This is a genomic window from Pseudomonas sp. UBA6276 (assembly GCF_002438365.1).
GTDB lineage: Bacteria > Pseudomonadota > Gammaproteobacteria > Pseudomonadales > Pseudomonadaceae > Aquipseudomonas > Aquipseudomonas coleopterorum.
This window is the reverse complement of the sequence record NZ_DJUS01000060.1, coordinates 1-15,528: the sequence shown is the minus strand read 5'-3', so window position 1 is coordinate 15,528 and position 15,528 is coordinate 1. Positions and strand designations below refer to the sequence as shown.

Genomic DNA, 15,528 nt, shown 5'->3' with positions numbered 1-15,528 from the left:
CACTCTAAGCCACGGCCCGCGGCCATCTGGCCTCGGCGTTTCTCTACAGGCCCACCTGTGACCGATCTCAGCCATTCCCCGCCGGCCATCAAGAGCATTCTGGTGGCCTTGATGCTGGCCATTTTTCTCGGCGCCCTGGATCAGACCATCGTTGCGGTCTCGATGCCGGCCATCTCTGCGCAGTTCAACGACGTCGACCGCCTGGCCTGGGTGATTTCCGGGTACATGGTGGCCATGACCGTGGCCACGCCGATCTACGGCAAGCTGGGCGACCTGTATGGCCGTCGGCGGATGATCCTCATCGGCACCGGGCTTTTCACCGTCGCGTCGCTGTTCTGTGGCATGGCGCAGAGCATGGAGCAACTGGTGCTGGCGCGCCTGCTGCAAGGGGTCGGCGCTGGCGGCATGGTGTCGGTCAGCCAGGCAATCATCGGTGACGTGGTGCCCCCTCGCGAGCGCGGTCGCTACCAGGGGTATTTCAGCAGCATGTACGCCGCAGCCAGTGTGTTGGGGCCGGTGCTGGGCGGCTACATGACCCAGTACCTGTCGTGGCGCTGGGTGTTTTTGATCAACCTGCCGCTGGGCGCATTCGCCTGTTGGTACGCCAACCGCAAGCTGGCCGGGCTGCCGATTCCGCAGCGCACGCCGGTCATCGACTACCTGGGCACGGTGCTGATGATCATCGGTTTGAGCACCTTGCTGATGAGCATCACCCGCATCGGCCAGGGCCATGGGCTGGGCGACACGCAGGTGTGGGGCCTGCTGGTGGTGGCCGTGGTGGCACTGCTGGGTTTCGTCTGGCATGAGCGACGCTTTCGCGAGCCTCTGCTGCCGCTGCACCTGTTCGCCATTCCAGCGGCGGTGCTGTGCTGGTGCTCGGTGTTTTTCACCAGCTTCCAGGCCATTGGCCTGAGCGTGATGATGCCCCTGCGCTTCCAGACGGTCACCGGGGCCGGGGCCGATGCGGCGGCGCTGTACCTGCTGCCGCTGGCGCTGGGCCTGCCGATCGGCGCATTTCTGGGCGGGCGTCGGACTTCACAGACCGGGCGTTACAAACCGATCATCCTGACCGGGGCGCTGCTTGCCCCGCTGGGGATTATGGGCATGTCGTTCAGCCCGCCGGACAACCTGCTGCTCAGCGTGGGCTTCATGTTGTTGACCGGCTTCGCCTGCGGCCTGCAGTTTCCCACCTCGCTGGTGGGCGCGCAGAACTCGGTGCAGGCCAGGGACATTGGTGTGGCGACCAGCACCCTGGCGTTGTTTCGCTCGCTGGGGGGCGCGGTTGGGGTGGCCTGCCTGTCGGCCCTGCTCCTGGCCATGTTGCATGGCGTGCAGTTGGCGGACGGTGCCTTGGGCGGTCACGGCCTCGAGGCGATGGGCGACAATGTACTGCTGACCGGGCTCAATGCGGCGGCAGGCCCGGCACGGGACGCCTTGCGGCTGGAACTGGGGCAGACCTTTCAACACTTGCTGTGGGCCAGTGCCGGTATTTCGCTGCTGGGACTGGCCGTGGCATTGGCGCTGCCCAATCTGGAACTGAGGGGCCGTGGGCATGGGGAGAAGTAGCTTGTGTGGGGGGCAGGTCTGGCCTCTTCGCGGGTAGAACCCGCTCCCACAAGGGGTGGAGCGAAGCTGCTTGACCTGTGGGAGGGGGTTCTAACCGCGAAGGGGCCCGCTCAGACAGCCGGTCGCTTCTTGCGTTGGGCCCAGGCCACGGCCAGGCCGCTGAGGCAGATGACGCTGATGCCCACCACCCCGAAGATATCCGGGGTATGGTCGAAGATCAGGTAACCATACATGCCGGCAAACAGGATCTGCCCGTAGCTGAACGGCGCCAGCAGCGCCGGCGCCGCATGGCGAAAGGCTTGGGTCAGCAACAGATGCCCGAGCATGCCGCAGGTGCCCAGCCCCACCATGAACAAGGCATCGATCCAGCCCGGTGCCTGCCAGAAGAACGGCAGCACCGCGCTCATGATCAGAGTGTTGAAGATACCGGCAAGAAAGTTGCTGGTGGTCGGGCTGTCGATGCCGCTCAGCTTGCGCGTGAGCAACTGGTACAGACCGAAGAAGAACGCGGAAATCAGCGGCAGGATGATGGCCGGGGTGAACAAGGCACCGCCGGGCCGGATGACGATGAGTACACCGATGAAGCCCGTGATCACCGCCGCCCACTGAGCGCGCGTGACGACTTCCTTGAGCAGCGGCACCGACAGCGCCGTCACCAGCAAGGGCGCCAGGAAGTTCACCGCGGTGGCCTCGGCCAACGGTATGTAACGCAGGCTGGTGGTGAAGAACAGGCTGGTGGCGATCAGGCACAGCGCGCGCAGCAGCTGCAATCCGGGTCGCTTGGTGCGGATGACCGTGGACAAACCGGTCTGCGGCACGAAGATGGCCAGCATCAACAGGGTGTGCACCACATAGCGCGCCCACACCACGACGACGATGGGAAAAAACCCGGAGAGGTACTTGGACAAGGCGTCGTGACTGGCGAACAGCAACGTCGCCAGACAGATCAGCGCGATACCGCGCAGCGGCTGGCTGGCCCCAGTAAGCAACGGGTTTTGCACGCTCATTCACACGCTCGCAACAGGATGATGAAAGGGTACCGACCGGGCGGGTAAGGTCGATGATGGCGCGAGCGGGGGCAGTGTTACAACTTGATTCACAACTTTATTTGCGCAACGCCGGCGTCAGGCTCAGCGTTTGCAGGCTCAGGTCCACCCAACGCTCGGCTTCCTGGAAAAGGTCGAAACTGCCAGGAACCAGCAACCATTGACCGATCATGCCATCTATATAGGCGTGCAAGGCGATGGCGGCCCTGACGGTATCCAGGTCACTCGGCAGCTGTTCACGGTTCACCGCATTTCTCAGCGAGCGTTCGATGCGCACATTGCAGTCGATGCTGACCGTCTGACGTTGGCGACGCATGTCACACATTTCATCGGTGAACTCGCACTTATGATGCAGAATTTCGTTGAGACGGCGGGTCTTGGGGTCCACGGCGATCTGCTGGAACAGGCGGATCAGCAGCTTGCGCATGCAACCCAGTGGATCGGGCTCATCCTCGCTTTCGCTGGCCTGGGCCAATTCTTCGAGCGGCTCCTGCAGGCTGTCGAGCATGGCCTGGACCAGATCGGCCTTGTTGCTGAAGTGCCAATAGATGGCGCCGCGCGTCACCCCGGCCAGGGTTGCGATGTCGGCCAAGGTCGTGCGAGCCACACCGCGCTCGTAGAAAGCCTGTTCGGCGGCCTCGAGAATCTGGCTTCGGGTTTCCTGGGCTTCCTCTTTGGTACGGCGAACCATGGCAGTAGAACCTCAATCTTCAATGCACGGGCCATGCGGTACGCGGCGCGTGCTCAGGCCGGGAATCCCTTTTGTGCGGGGCTTGTCCCGAATGTCGATGGTGCGCCGCCTCGTCGCGGGCATCAGGCCATCAAGTTGTTTACAAACAACCACGAATGTAAGTATATTCGTTAGTAAGCTATTAATCCAGTCGTAACATTTTTTCAACCTTCCACTATTCTTGAGCCCTCCCACGCGCTCACGACCCGAGGATCTTCATGCAATTCAAGCCAGTTGTTACCGCTCTGGTATCCGCCGTCGCCCTGGCAACCCTGCTCAGCGGCTGTGACAAAAAGGAAGAAGCAGCCCCGCAGCAGGCTCAGCAGGCTCCTCAGGTCGGCGTGGTTACCTTGAAAGCCCAACCCTACACCCTGACCAGCGAACTGCCGGGCCGGACCACCGCGTACCGCGTGGCCGAAGTGCGGCCGCAGGTCAACGGGATCATCCTCAAGCGTCTGTTCCAGGAAGGTACCGAGGTCAAGGCCGGGCAGCAGCTCTATCAGATCGACCCGTCGGTGTACGAGGCCACGCTGGGCAGCTCCCAGGCGACCCTGGAATCGGCCAAGTCGCTGGCCGGACGCTACAAGCAGTTGATCGACGAGCAAGCCGTCAGCCGCCAGGAATACGACAACGCCCGCTCGCAGCAGCTGCAAGCCGAAGCCTCGGTCAAGAGCGCGCAGATCGACTTGCGCTACACCAAGGTGCTGGCGCCGATCTCGGGCCGCATCGGTCGTTCCGACGTGACCGAAGGCGCGCTGGTGACCAATGGCCAGACCAACGCCATGGCCACCATTCAGCAGCTGGACCCGATCTACGTCGACGTGACCCAGTCGTCCGCCGAGATGCTCCGGTTGCGTCGCGACCTGGACAGCGGCAAGTTGCAGAAGGCCGGCGACAACGCCGCCTCGGTGAAACTGACCCTGGAAGACGGCAGCGAATACAGCCAGACCGGCAAGCTGGAGTTCTCCGAGGTGTCGGTCGACCAGGCCACCGGATCGGTGACCCTGCGCGCCGTGTTCCCCAACCCCGAGCACGTGCTGCTGCCGGGCATGTTCGTTCACGCCAAGCTGCAGGCCGGTGTGCGCAGCGAGGCCATCCTGGCACCGCAGCAAGGCGTGACCCGTGACCTCAAGGGCACCCCGACCGCCTTGATCGTGAACAAGGACAACAAGGTCGAGCAGCGCGAGCTGGTGGCCAACCGCACCGACGGCGCCTTCTGGGTGATCGAGAAAGGCCTGAACGCCGGCGATCGCGTCATCACCGAGGGCCTGCAGTACGTCAAGCCAGGCGCCGACGTGACCGTGAAGGAAGCGGGCAACCTGACGCCCGGCCAGTCCGATTCCACCGCCACAGGCGAAGGTAAGTAATCGATGTCCAGATTCTTTATTGACCGCCCCATTTTCGCCTGGGTGCTCGCTCTGGTGATCATGCTCGTGGGCGGGCTGGCAATTCTCAAGTTGCCCATCAACCAATACCCGGCCATCGCGCCGACCGCCATCGATATCCAGGTCACCTACCCCGGTGCTTCCGCACAGACCGTGCAGGACACCGTGGTCCAGATCATCGAGCAGCAGCTCAACGGTATCGACAACCTGCGTTACGTTTCCTCGGACAGTAACTCCGATGGCAGCATGACCATCACCGTGACCTTCAACCAGGGCACCAACCCCGACATCGCTCAGGTTCAGGTGCAGAACAAGCTGAACCTGGCCACGCCACTGTTGCCGCAGGAGGTCCAGCAACAGGGTCTGCGTGTGACCAAGTCGGTGAAGAACTTCCTGCTGGTGATCGGTCTGGTGTCCGAAGATGGCAGCATGACCAAGGACGACCTGTCCAACTACATCGTTTCCAACATCCAGGACCCGATCTCGCGGACTTCCGGTGTGGGTGACTTCCAGGTGTTCGGTTCGCAGTACGCCATGCGTATCTGGCTGGATCCGGCCAAGCTCAACAAATTCCAGCTCACACCGGTGGAAGTGAGCGCTGCGATCACTGCGCAGAACGTGCAGATCGCGACCGGTCAGCTGGGCGGCCTGCCAGCCTTGCCCGGCACCCAGCTCAACGCCACCATCATCGGCAAGACCCGCCTGCAGACTGCCGAGCAGTTCGGCAATATCTTCCTGAAAGTCGACAACGACGGCGCGCAGGTCCGCCTCAAGGACGTCGCGCGCATTGGCCTGGGCGGTCAGAACTACAGCATCGACGCGCAGTTCAACGGCAGCCCGGCTTCGGGTATGGCGATCAAGCTGGCCACGGGCGCCAACGCTCTGGACACGGCCAAGGCCATTCGTGCCACGGTGTCCAACCTGGAGCCGTTTTTCCCGCCTGGGATGAAGGTGGTCTACCCGTATGACACCACACCGACCGTGACCGAATCGATCACAGGCGTGGTCCACACCCTGATCGAAGCGATCGTGCTGGTGTTCCTGGTGATGTACCTGTTCCTGCAGAACCTGCGAGCGACCATCATCACGACGATGACGGTCCCGGTGGTACTGCTCGGCACCTTCGGCATCCTCGCTGCGTTCGGTTTCACCATCAACACCTTGACCATGTTCGGCATGATCCTGGCGATCGGGCTATTGGTGGACGATGCGATCGTGGTGGTGGAGAACGTCGAACGGGTGATGGAAGAGGAGCATCTGTCGCCCAAGGAGGCGACCAAGAAATCCATGGACCAGATCCAGGGTGCTCTGGTCGGTATCGCCATGGTGCTGTCGGCGGTACTGCTGCCGATGGCCTTCTTCGGCGGCTCCACGGGTGTGATCTACAAGCAGTTCTCCATCACCATCGTTTCGGCCATGGCCCTGTCGGTACTGGTCGCATTGATCTTCACTCCGGCGCTGTGCGCCACCATGCTCAAGCCGATCGATCCGGAAAAGCACGGCCAACCCAAGCGCGGCTTCTTCGGCTGGTTCAACCGGACCTTCGACCGCAGCGTGGTCAAGTACGAGAACGGCGTCAAACGCATGGTGACCCACAAGTTGCCGGCGTTCCTGGTGTACCTGCTGATTTTCGCTGGCATGGTTTTCCTGTTCATGCGTATTCCGGCAGCGTTCCTGCCGGATGAAGACCAGGGCGTGATCTTTGCCCAGGTGCAGACCCCGGCTGGCTCGTCCGCCGAGCGGACGCAGAAAGTCATCGACGACATGCGCACTTACCTGCTCGATGGCGAAAACGGCGAAGGCGCGGGCGTCAAATCCGTGTTCAGCGTCAACGGTTTCAACTTCGCTGGCCGTGGCCAGAGTTCGGGCCTGGCGTTCGTCATGCTCAAGCCCTGGGATGAGCGCGACGCCGAGACCACCGTGTTCAAGATCGCCGAACGGGCACAGAAACACTTCGCCAGCTTCCGCGATGCCATGGTGTTCGCCGTGGTGCCTCCGTCGGTACTCGAACTGGGTAACGCGTCGGGCTTTGACGTCTACCTGCAGGACCAGGGCGGTGTCGGCCACGAAAAACTGCTGGAAGCGCGCAACCAGTTCCTCGGGATGGCGGCACAGAGCAAGATTCTGGCAGGCGTACGTCCCAACGGCCTGAACGATGAGCCGCAATACCAGCTCACCGTGGATGACGAGAAGGCCAGTGCACTGGGCATTACCTTGTCGAACATCAACCAGACCCTATCGATCGCTCTGGGTGGTAGCTACGTCAACGACTTCATCGACCGCGGTCGGGTGAAGAAGGTGTACGTGCAGGGCGAAGCCTTCGGTCGCATGACACCTGAAGACCTGAACAAGTGGTACGTGCGCAACGACGCCGGGACCATGGTGCCGCTGTCTGCGATTGCCACCGGTGAATGGATCTACGGTTCGCCCAAGCTGTCGCGCTACAACGGTGTCGCAGCCATGGAAATCCTCGGTACTCCGGCACCGGGCTACAGCTCGGGTCAGGCGATGGCCGAGGTCGAGGCGCTGGCCAAGAAGCTGCCTGCCGGCGTGGGCTATTCGTTCACCGGTCTGTCATACGAAGAGCGTCTGTCCGGCTCGCAGGCTCCAGCGCTGTACGCCATCTCGCTGCTGTTCGTGTTCCTGTGCCTGGCGGCCTTGTATGAAAGCTGGTCGATCCCGATCGCGGTGCTTCTGGTTGTGCCGCTGGGTGTGATCGGTGCGCTGATCGCGACCAGCATGCGCGGGTTGTCCAACGACGTGTTCTTCCAGGTAGGCTTGCTGGTCACGGTGGGCCTGGCGGCCAAGAACGCCATTCTGATCGTCGAGTTCGCCAAGGAACTGCACGAACAGGGCAAGAGCCTGGTGGAAGCGGCGGCCGAAGCATGCCGCATGCGTCTGCGACCAATCATCATGACGTCCCTGGCGTTCATCCTCGGCGTGGTACCGCTGGCGATTTCCAGCGGCGCAGGCTCGGGTAGCCAACATGCGATCGGTACCGGTGTGATCGGCGGTATGATCACCGCCACCATCCTGGCAATTTTCTGGGTGCCGATGTTCTACGTGGCCGTGTCGTCGCTGTTCAAGAGCAAGTACGACAAGGAACACGAGAAGGACAACGACAAAGCCATTACACACGATGAGGCTGGCCAATGAGCAAGTCACTGATATCCATCGCTGTCGCCGCCTTCGTGCTCGGCGGCTGCTCGATGATCCCCGAGTACAAGCAGCCTGCCCTGCCGGTGGCCGAGCAGTTCCCGCAGGGCGAGGCCTACGCGCCCGCCGATGCGGCCGAAGTGGCGGCGGCGGAACAAGGCTGGCGGCAGTTCTTCACCGATCCGGCGCTCGAGCGCCTGGTGCAGGTAGCGCTTGAGAACAACCGCGACCTGCGTGTCGCGGCGCTGAACATCGAAGCCTATCGGGCGCAGTACCGCATCCAGCGTGCCGATCTGTTCCCGGCCATCAATGCCGACGGCACCGGTACGCGTCAGCGCACACCGGCTGACCTGTCACAGCTTGGCGAGTCGGGCATCTCCAGCCAGTACGCCGTCACGCTGGGCGTGAGTGCCTATGAGCTGGACCTGTGGGGGCGCATCCGCAGCCTCAGCGAACAGGCCTTGCAAACCTATCTATCCACCGAGGAGGCTCGTCGCTCCACACAGATCAGCCTGGTGGCCAACGTGGCCAACGCCTACCTGACCTGGCAGGCCGACCAGGCGCTGCTGAAGTTGACCCAGGAGACCCTGGGCGCCTTCGAGCAGAGCCTCAAGCTGACCAGCCGCAGCACCGAAGTAGGCGTGTCCTCGGCCCTGGACCTGAGCCAGGCACGCACGGCGGTGGAAACCGCCCGTGTCAGCCTGGCGCGCTACAAGCGCCAGGTGGCTCAGGATCGCAACAACCTGACCCTGCTGCTGGGCACGGCCATTCCGACCGACCTGCCAGAAGCCCGTGGGCTGGACGCCGACCTGCTCAGCGAAGTACCGGCCGGCATGCCGTCGCAGTTGCTGACCCGACGCCCGGACATTCTCGAAGCCGAGCACGCCCTGCTGGCCGCCAACGCCAACATCGGCGCGGCCCGCGCGGCGTTCTTCCCCAGCATCAGCCTGACCGCCAATGCCGGTACGTCGAGCCGACAGCTGTCCGGCCTGTTCGACGCCGGTTCCGGCAGCTGGCTGTTCTCGCCGAGCATCAGCCTGCCGATCTTCAACGCCGGTGCGCTGCGTGCCAGCCTGGACTACTCGAAGATCCAGAAAGACATCAACGTGGCCAACTACGAGAAGGCCATTCAGACCGCGTTCCAGGAAGTGTCCGACGGCTTGGCCGCACGCAAGACCTACAACGAGCAGTTGCAGGCCCAGCGTGATTCGGTGCAGGCCAACCAGGATTACTACCGCCTGGCCGAGCGTCGCTACCGTATCGGTATCGACAGCAACCTGACCTTCCTCGATGCCCAGCGCTCGCTGTTCAGTGCCCAGCAATCGCTGATCACCGACCGGCTGTCGCAGCTGACCAGCGAGGTCAATCTGTACAAGGCGCTGGGAGGCGGCTGGTACGAGCGCACTGGCCAGGCCCAGTTGGCCCAGCCAACGCAGGCGCCCAAGAGCTGACTGCTGATGGCATGAAAAAACCACCGCTTGCGGTGGTTTTTTTACGCCTGTGACCCGCTGCCAGGAGTGAGTCAGCGCGAAAGAGCTGAAGAAAATGTCACCCGGGACTGGCCGAAAGTTCAATCATGAGCAATAGTGGTCCGATGACCAGATAACTGACTTGTTATTAACTAGTTAGTTAGTGTTCGGTTATCGCACGCATTCCTGTGCGGTCGGTTGAATCGTGCTTCACCCCGAAGCACCATCCGCGCAACACGTAACAAAATGTCAGAAAAGCCCGTTCCAGCGTGCGTCAATCATAAAATCAATAACAATAGGTTTACCCCATGCGCCAGCACTTCCATCGTTCACCCCGTCTGTTGCCCAACCTGATCGCGTTGACCGTTGCCACGGCCGCCCTGCCTTCCTTCGCAGCCGAGTCCGGCTTTCTGGAAGACGCCAAGGTCGGTCTGAACCTGCGCAACTTCTATTTCAATCGCAATCACGTAAACCCAGCCTTCCCGCAAAGCAAGTCCGAGGAGTGGACCCAGAGCTTCATACTCGACGCCAAATCCGGCTACACCCAGGGCCTGGTCGGCTTCGGTGTGGACGTGCTGGGCATGTACTCGGTCAAGCTCGATGGTGGCCGCGGTACCTATGGCACGCAGTTGCTGCCTGTGCATGACGGCAATGATCCGGCCGATGATTTCGGCCGTCTGGGTGTGGCCGCCAAGGCCAAGATCTCCAAGACCGTGCTCAAGGTCGGCGAGTGGATGCCGGTACTGCCCATCCTGCGTTCGGACGACGGCCGCTCGCTGCCGCAGACCTTCCAGGGCGGACAGATCACCTCTCAGGAAATCGATGGCCTGACCCTGTACGGTGGCCAGTTCCGCAAGAACAGCCCGCGCAACGATGCCAGCATGGAGGACATGTTCCTGCAGGGTCGCGCCGGCATCACCTCCGACCGTTTCAACTTCGTCGGTGGCGAGTACACCTTCAACAACAAGAACACCCTGGTCGGCCTGTGGAACGCCGAGCTCAAGGACATCTACCAGCAGCAATACCTGCAGATCCTGCACAGCCAGCCGATTGGCGACTGGACCTTGGGCGCCAACCTGGGCTTCTTCCACGGCAAGGAAGACGGCAGCGCACGGGCCGGCGATCTGGACAACAAGACCTGGTCGGCGCTGCTGTCCGCCAAGTACGGCAGCAACACCTTCTATGTCGGCCTGCAGAAAGTCACCGGCGACAATGGCTGGATGCGCGTCAACGGCACCAGTGGCGGTACCTTGGCTAACGACAGCTATAACTCCAGCTACGAGAATGCCAAGGAAAAATCCTGGCAGTTGCGCCACGACTTCAACTTTGCCGGCGTGGGCGTTCCAGGCCTGACCCTGATGAACCGCTACATCAGCGGCGACAACGTGCATACCGCCACCGTCACCGACGGCAAGGAATGGGGGCGCGAAACCGAGCTGGCCTACACCGTGCAGTCGGGCACCTTCAAGAGCCTGAACATGCGCTGGCGCAACTCGACCATGCGTCGCGACTACAGCACCAGCGAGTTCGACGAAAACCGCGTGATCGTCAGCTACCCGTTGAGCATTCTGTAATCGCCGGGGCGGTGGCGCGTTCAGCGCGCTACCGCCCTCCTTCCCCTATCACTGGCGTGATTCGACGCCCAGCTCATCCCAGACCGATTCGGCCAGGTGAAACGTTGCATTGGCCGCCGGAATGCCGCAGTAGATCGCACTCTGCATCAGGACTTCCTTGATCTCTTCACGGGTGACGCCGTTGCTGGCGGCCGCGCGCAGGTGCAGTTTGAGTTCTTCACTGCGGTTCATGCCGATCAGCATGGCGATGGTGATCAGGCTGCGCGTGTGCCGCGGCAGACCCGGACGGGTCCAGATATCGCCCCACGCGTGGCGGGTGATCATCTCCTGGAACTCGCTGTTGAACTCGGTCAGGTTGTTCAGGCTGCGCTCTACATGAGCCTCGCCCAACACAGCACGCCGGACTTTCATTCCTTCGTTGTAGCGTTCTTTCTCGTCCACGAACGGGCTCCTTCAGCGCAATAGAAATTCGACGACCCGGTCGCTGAACGGCGCACCGATTTCGACGTTGGAGAGATGCGCGGCAGCAAACTCGGCGTACTGCGCACCGGCCACCTGCTCGACGATGAACTGCGCATCCGCCGGTGTGGTGACAGCGTCCTCGCTGCCTGCGATCACCAGCAGTGGCATCTGGATGGCAGCCAGCTGTTCGCGAAAATCGGCATCGCGCACCGCAGCGCAGTTGGCGGCGTAGCCCTGCGGGGAGGTGGCGGCGAGCATGTCGGTGATGCGTGTGGCCTCCTGCGGATGGGCCTCGGCGAACGCCGGAGTGAACCAGCGTGCGATGGAAGCGTCACGCAACGCCTGCATGGCAGCCTCGCCTTGGCCGAGAACCATTTCGATGCGTGGATTCCAGACGTCCTGGGTGCCGATCTTCGCCGCCGTGTTGCAAATCACCAGCTTGTGCAGGCGCTCGCCGGCATTGATGCCCAGCCATTGGCCGATCAGACCGCCCATGGACAGGCCACAGAAATGCACCTTGTCCAGGCTCAGGGCATCGAGCAACGCCAGGACGTCGCCGCCCAACTGCTCGATGGTGTACGTCCCGGGGGTGACCAGGGACTGGCCATGACCACGGGTGTCGTAGCGCAGCACCTGGAAATGTTCGGTGAAGGCGGCCATCTGGCCGTCCCACATGTGTCGGTCGGTGCCCAGCGAGTTGGACAGCACCAGGACGGGCTTGTCCTTGGGGCCTTCCAGGCTGTAATCGAGTTCGCCGTCGGCGAGTTGTACCTGTGCCACGCTCATCTCCTCACGCATTCAAAAGATCGTGTTCGGCTACGGCCCGTTCAACCCAGACCTGGGCCTGGCCCAGGTAGTGCGAAGGGTCCAGCAGACGGTCCAGTTCATCGGCACTTAATTGCTCGGTGACCTGCGGCTCGTCGCCGAGTACCGCACGCAGGTGGCGGCCTTGAGCGACGGCCTGCTTGCAGCACTGTTCCAGCACATGGTGCGCGCGGTCGCGACCGATCCGCTGCGCCAACACGATGCTGACGGCTTCGGCCAGCACCAGGCCCTGGGTCAGGTCCAGGTTCGCCCGCATGCGCTCAGCGTCGACCTGCATGCCATCGGCAATGGCCAGGGCCTGCTGCAACGCACCGGAAACCAGGCAGCAGATCTCCGGCAGGGTTTCCCATTCGGCATGCCACAGCCCCAGGCTGCGTTCATGCTCTTGAGGCATGGCGCTGAACAGCGTCGCCACAAGCCCCGGCACTCGGGTGGCAGCGCCGATGAGCACTGCCGCACCGACCGGATTGCGCTTGTGCGGCATGGTCGACGAACCGCCCTTGCCCGGCGCGGACGGCTCGAACACTTCCGCCGCTTCGGTCTGCATCAACAGGCTGATGTCCCGGCCCAGCTTACCCAGGCTGCCGGCCACCAGGCCAAGTACCGAGGCCAGTTCCACCAGCCGGTCGCGCTGGGTATGCCAAGGCTGGTCGGGCAGGTTCAGGTGCAGTTCCTCGGCCAGCGCCCGGGCCACCGGCATTGCCTGTTCGCCGAGAGCAGCCAAAGTGCCCGAGGCACCGCCGAACTGCAGGCAGGCCAGCCGTGGCCTGAGCTCACGCAGGCGTTGCCGGCTGCGGGTTAGGGCGCCGAGCCAGCCGGCGATTTTCATGCCCAGGGTGACGGGCGTGGCGTGTTGCAGCCAGGTGCGTCCGGGCATGACCGTGGCGGCATGGCGACGGGCCTGCTGGCTCAGCGCCTCGCTCAGACGTTGCAGGTCGGCTTCGATCAGGTCGACCGCCGCCAGCAGTTGCAGGACCAGTCCGGTGTCCATGACGTCCTGACTGGTCGCGCCCAGATGCACATAGCGCTCGGCATCCGGGTCGGAAGCGGCGATGGCCTTGCCGAGCATCTTGACCAGCGGAATGGCCGAATTGCCGGCACTGGCGATGGCTTGCGCCAGGGCCTGAAAATCGTACTGCTCGGCCTTGCAGGCCGCCTCGATGGGGGCGACGGCCGAGCCGGGTATCACGCCGACGCGGGCCTGGGCCCGAGCCAGCGCGGATTCGAAATCAAGCATGCCCTGCACCCGGCCATGGTCGCAGAAAATCTGGCGCATGGCGGGCGCAGTGAAATAGACATCGAACAACTGATTGTTCGGCGGTTGGCTCATGGAACTCCCCTGTAACGGCGCGCCACACAAGGCGCGCCTGTGGGCTTAATGGTCGGTATGCAGGTACTTGGGTTGCTTGGGCAAGCGCAGACTGAACAGGAACGCGATCGCCATCATCACCGTCACGTACCAGTAGAACGCGTTTTCGTTGCCCATGTTCTTCAGGTTCAGCGCGACGAACTCCGCCGACCCGCCGAACACGGCGTTGGCCACGGCGTAGGCCAGGCCAACGCCCAGCGCGCGCACTTGCGGCGGGAACATCTCGGCTTTGACCAGACCGCTGATCGAGGTATAGAAGCTGACGATGGCCAAGGCCAGGGTGATCAGCACGAAGGCCAGGAACGGGCTGGTGACGGTCTTCAATACCATGAGGATCGGCAAGGTGCACAAGGTGCCGAGGCCGGCGAACCAGAGCATGGAGTTACGGCGGCCGATCCGGTCGGCGAGCATGCCGAACAGCGGCTGCATGCACATGTACAGGAACAGCGCGCCAGTCATGATCAGGCTGGCGGTCTTGGCGTGCAGGCCCGCGGTATTGACCAGGTATTTCTGCATGTACGTGGTGAAGGTGTAGAAAATCAGCGAGCCACCTGCGGTGTAGCCCAACACGGTGATGAACGCCGCGCTGTGGTTCTTGAACAGCCCGGCTATGCTGCCAGCGTCCTTGTCGTTGCGGGTCTCGGCGGTACTGGTTTCCTCAAGGGTACGGCGCAGCAACAGCGAAATGATCGCGGCCACCGCACCGACGAAGAACGGAATACGCCAGCCCCACGCGCGCAATTCCTGCTCATCGAGAAACTGCTGAAGGATGACCACGGTCAACACCGCCAGCAGTTGCCCACCGATCAGGGTGACGTACTGGAACGATGCAAAGAAGCCACGCTGCCCCCGCAAGGCCACTTCCGACATGTAGGTGGCCGTGGTGCCGTATTCACCGCCCACCGAAAGGCCCTGGAACAGACGGGCCAGCAGCAGGATGATCGGCGCCCAGACGCCGATGGTGGCGTAGGTGGGCAGGCAGGCGATCACCAGCGAGCCGGCGCACATCATCAGCACCGAGATCATCATCGAATTCTTGCGGCCATGCTTGTCGGCCACCCGGCCGAACAGCCAGCCACCGATGGGCCGCATCAGGAAGCCCGCCGCGAAGACCCCGGCGGTGTTGACCAATTGCACGGTGGGGTCGTCGGAGGGAAAGAACGCGGGGGCGAAGTAGATGGCGCAGAAGGCGTAGACATAGAAGTCGAACCACTCCACCAGATTGCCCGATGACGCGCCGACGATTGCGAAAATGCGCTTCTTGCGCTCCTCACCGGTGTAATGAACTGTTGTCATGTTTTAGTTCTCATTGAGGTCGGTAAAGGCTAGACATAACCTGTTACAACCCCAGGCACAAGGTGATTGGCTGTCTGGGAGGTTGAGGGTTGGCTTTAGGGCCTCTTCGCGGGCAGAGCCCGCTCCCACAGGAGCCTGCTCCCACAAGAACATTTGATCTATGTGGGAGCGGGCTTTCTGTGGGAGCGGGGCGGGCGGCGAGCCCTCTGCCCGCGAAGAGGCCCGTCAGTTCCCCCTCAAACCCGCTCGATCGCCAACGCCAACCCCTGCCCTACCCCTACGCACATCGTCGCCAGCCCGCGCTTGCCGCCGCTTTTTTCCAACTGATGCAGCGCCGTCAACACCAGCCGCGCACCGCTCATGCCCAGCGGATGACCCAAGGCAATCGCACCGCCGTTCGGATTGACCTGCGCGGCATCGTCCGCCAGCCCCAGGTCGCGCAGCACCGCCAGGCCCTGGCTGGCGAACGCCTCGTTGAGCTCGATCACGTCGAAGTCCTCGACCGCCAGGTTCAGGCGTTCGAGCAGTTTGCGTACGGCCGGCACCGGACCGACCCCCATGACCCGCGGTGCTACCCCGGCACTGGCCATGCCCAGCACGCGGCCACGGGCAGTCAGGCCGTGCTTTTGCACCGCCTCGGCGCTGGCGAG

At 62.8% G+C, this 15,528-nt stretch carries 11 protein-coding genes and 1 pseudogene; 5 read left to right on the top strand and 7 right to left on the bottom strand.

What is annotated here, in order from left to right; genetic code table 11:
• The first annotated feature begins 111 nt into the window (after nt 1–111).
• Nucleotides 112–1,566 carry an MDR family MFS transporter gene (locus tag B2V21_RS06990; RefSeq protein WP_204951061.1) on the top strand — a complete coding sequence of 485 codons (1,455 nt, stop codon included), beginning with the start codon at nt 112–114 and terminating at the stop codon, nt 1,564–1,566.
• A gap of 110 nt (nt 1,567–1,676) precedes the next feature.
• Here the strand turns inward: B2V21_RS06990 and B2V21_RS06985 are convergent, their stop codons facing one another.
• Nucleotides 1,677–2,573 (bottom strand): DMT family transporter, encoded by an 897-nt coding sequence (locus B2V21_RS06985; protein WP_049860684.1) that lies wholly within the window; start codon nt 2,571–2,573, stop codon nt 1,677–1,679.
• A gap of 97 nt (nt 2,574–2,670) precedes the next feature.
• Entirely contained in the window at nt 2,671–3,303 is a 633-nt protein-coding gene (locus B2V21_RS06980; RefSeq protein ID WP_049860683.1) for a TetR family transcriptional regulator, read from the bottom strand.
• A gap of 257 nt (nt 3,304–3,560) precedes the next feature.
• Here B2V21_RS06980 and B2V21_RS06975 point away from each other — a divergent pair, with 257 nt between their 5' ends.
• From B2V21_RS06975 to B2V21_RS06960, 4 genes are all read left to right on the top strand, one after another.
• Complete coding sequence (locus B2V21_RS06975; RefSeq protein ID WP_286916429.1) at nt 3,561–4,709, top strand: efflux RND transporter periplasmic adaptor subunit; 1,149 nt, start codon at nt 3,561–3,563, stop codon at nt 4,707–4,709.
• A 3-nt stretch (nt 4,710–4,712) separates the two neighbouring features.
• Nucleotides 4,713–7,883 carry an efflux RND transporter permease subunit gene (locus B2V21_RS06970; protein WP_049860681.1) on the top strand — a complete coding sequence of 1,057 codons (3,171 nt, stop codon included), beginning with the start codon at nt 4,713–4,715 and terminating at the stop codon, nt 7,881–7,883.
• Entirely contained in the window at nt 7,880–9,334 is a 1,455-nt protein-coding gene (adeC, locus tag B2V21_RS06965; protein ID WP_049860680.1) for an AdeC/AdeK/OprM family multidrug efflux complex outer membrane factor, read from the top strand. The genes B2V21_RS06970 and adeC overlap by 4 nt, the downstream gene beginning before the upstream one ends.
• A gap of 326 nt (nt 9,335–9,660) precedes the next feature.
• Nucleotides 9,661–10,926 (top strand): OprD family porin, encoded by a 1,266-nt coding sequence (locus tag B2V21_RS06960; RefSeq protein ID WP_286916428.1) that lies wholly within the window; start codon nt 9,661–9,663, stop codon nt 10,924–10,926.
• A 48-nt stretch (nt 10,927–10,974) separates the two neighbouring features.
• On the opposite strand, the gene pcaC is transcribed toward B2V21_RS06960, so the two are convergent.
• The 5 genes and pseudogenes from pcaC to B2V21_RS06935 form a co-directional block, all read right to left on the bottom strand.
• Nucleotides 10,975–11,367, bottom strand: coding sequence for a 4-carboxymuconolactone decarboxylase (pcaC, locus tag B2V21_RS06955; protein ID WP_049860678.1), 393 nt, complete (start codon nt 11,365–11,367; stop codon nt 10,975–10,977).
• A gap of 12 nt (nt 11,368–11,379) precedes the next feature.
• Nucleotides 11,380–12,168, bottom strand: coding sequence for a 3-oxoadipate enol-lactonase (pcaD, locus tag B2V21_RS06950; RefSeq protein WP_286916427.1), 789 nt, complete (start codon nt 12,166–12,168; stop codon nt 11,380–11,382).
• A gap of 10 nt (nt 12,169–12,178) precedes the next feature.
• The gene (locus tag B2V21_RS06945) at nt 12,179–13,543 is read right to left on the bottom strand and encodes a 3-carboxy-cis,cis-muconate cycloisomerase (protein ID WP_286916426.1); all 1,365 of its coding nucleotides are present in this window, start codon (nt 13,541–13,543) and stop codon (nt 12,179–12,181) included.
• A 45-nt stretch (nt 13,544–13,588) separates the two neighbouring features.
• Entirely contained in the window at nt 13,589–14,878 is a 1,290-nt protein-coding gene (locus tag B2V21_RS06940) for an MFS family transporter (protein ID WP_090356603.1), read from the bottom strand.
• 236 nt (nt 14,879–15,114) lie between these two features.
• Nucleotides 15,115–15,528: pseudogene (locus B2V21_RS06935) on the bottom strand (3-oxoadipyl-CoA thiolase); the annotation flags it as partial.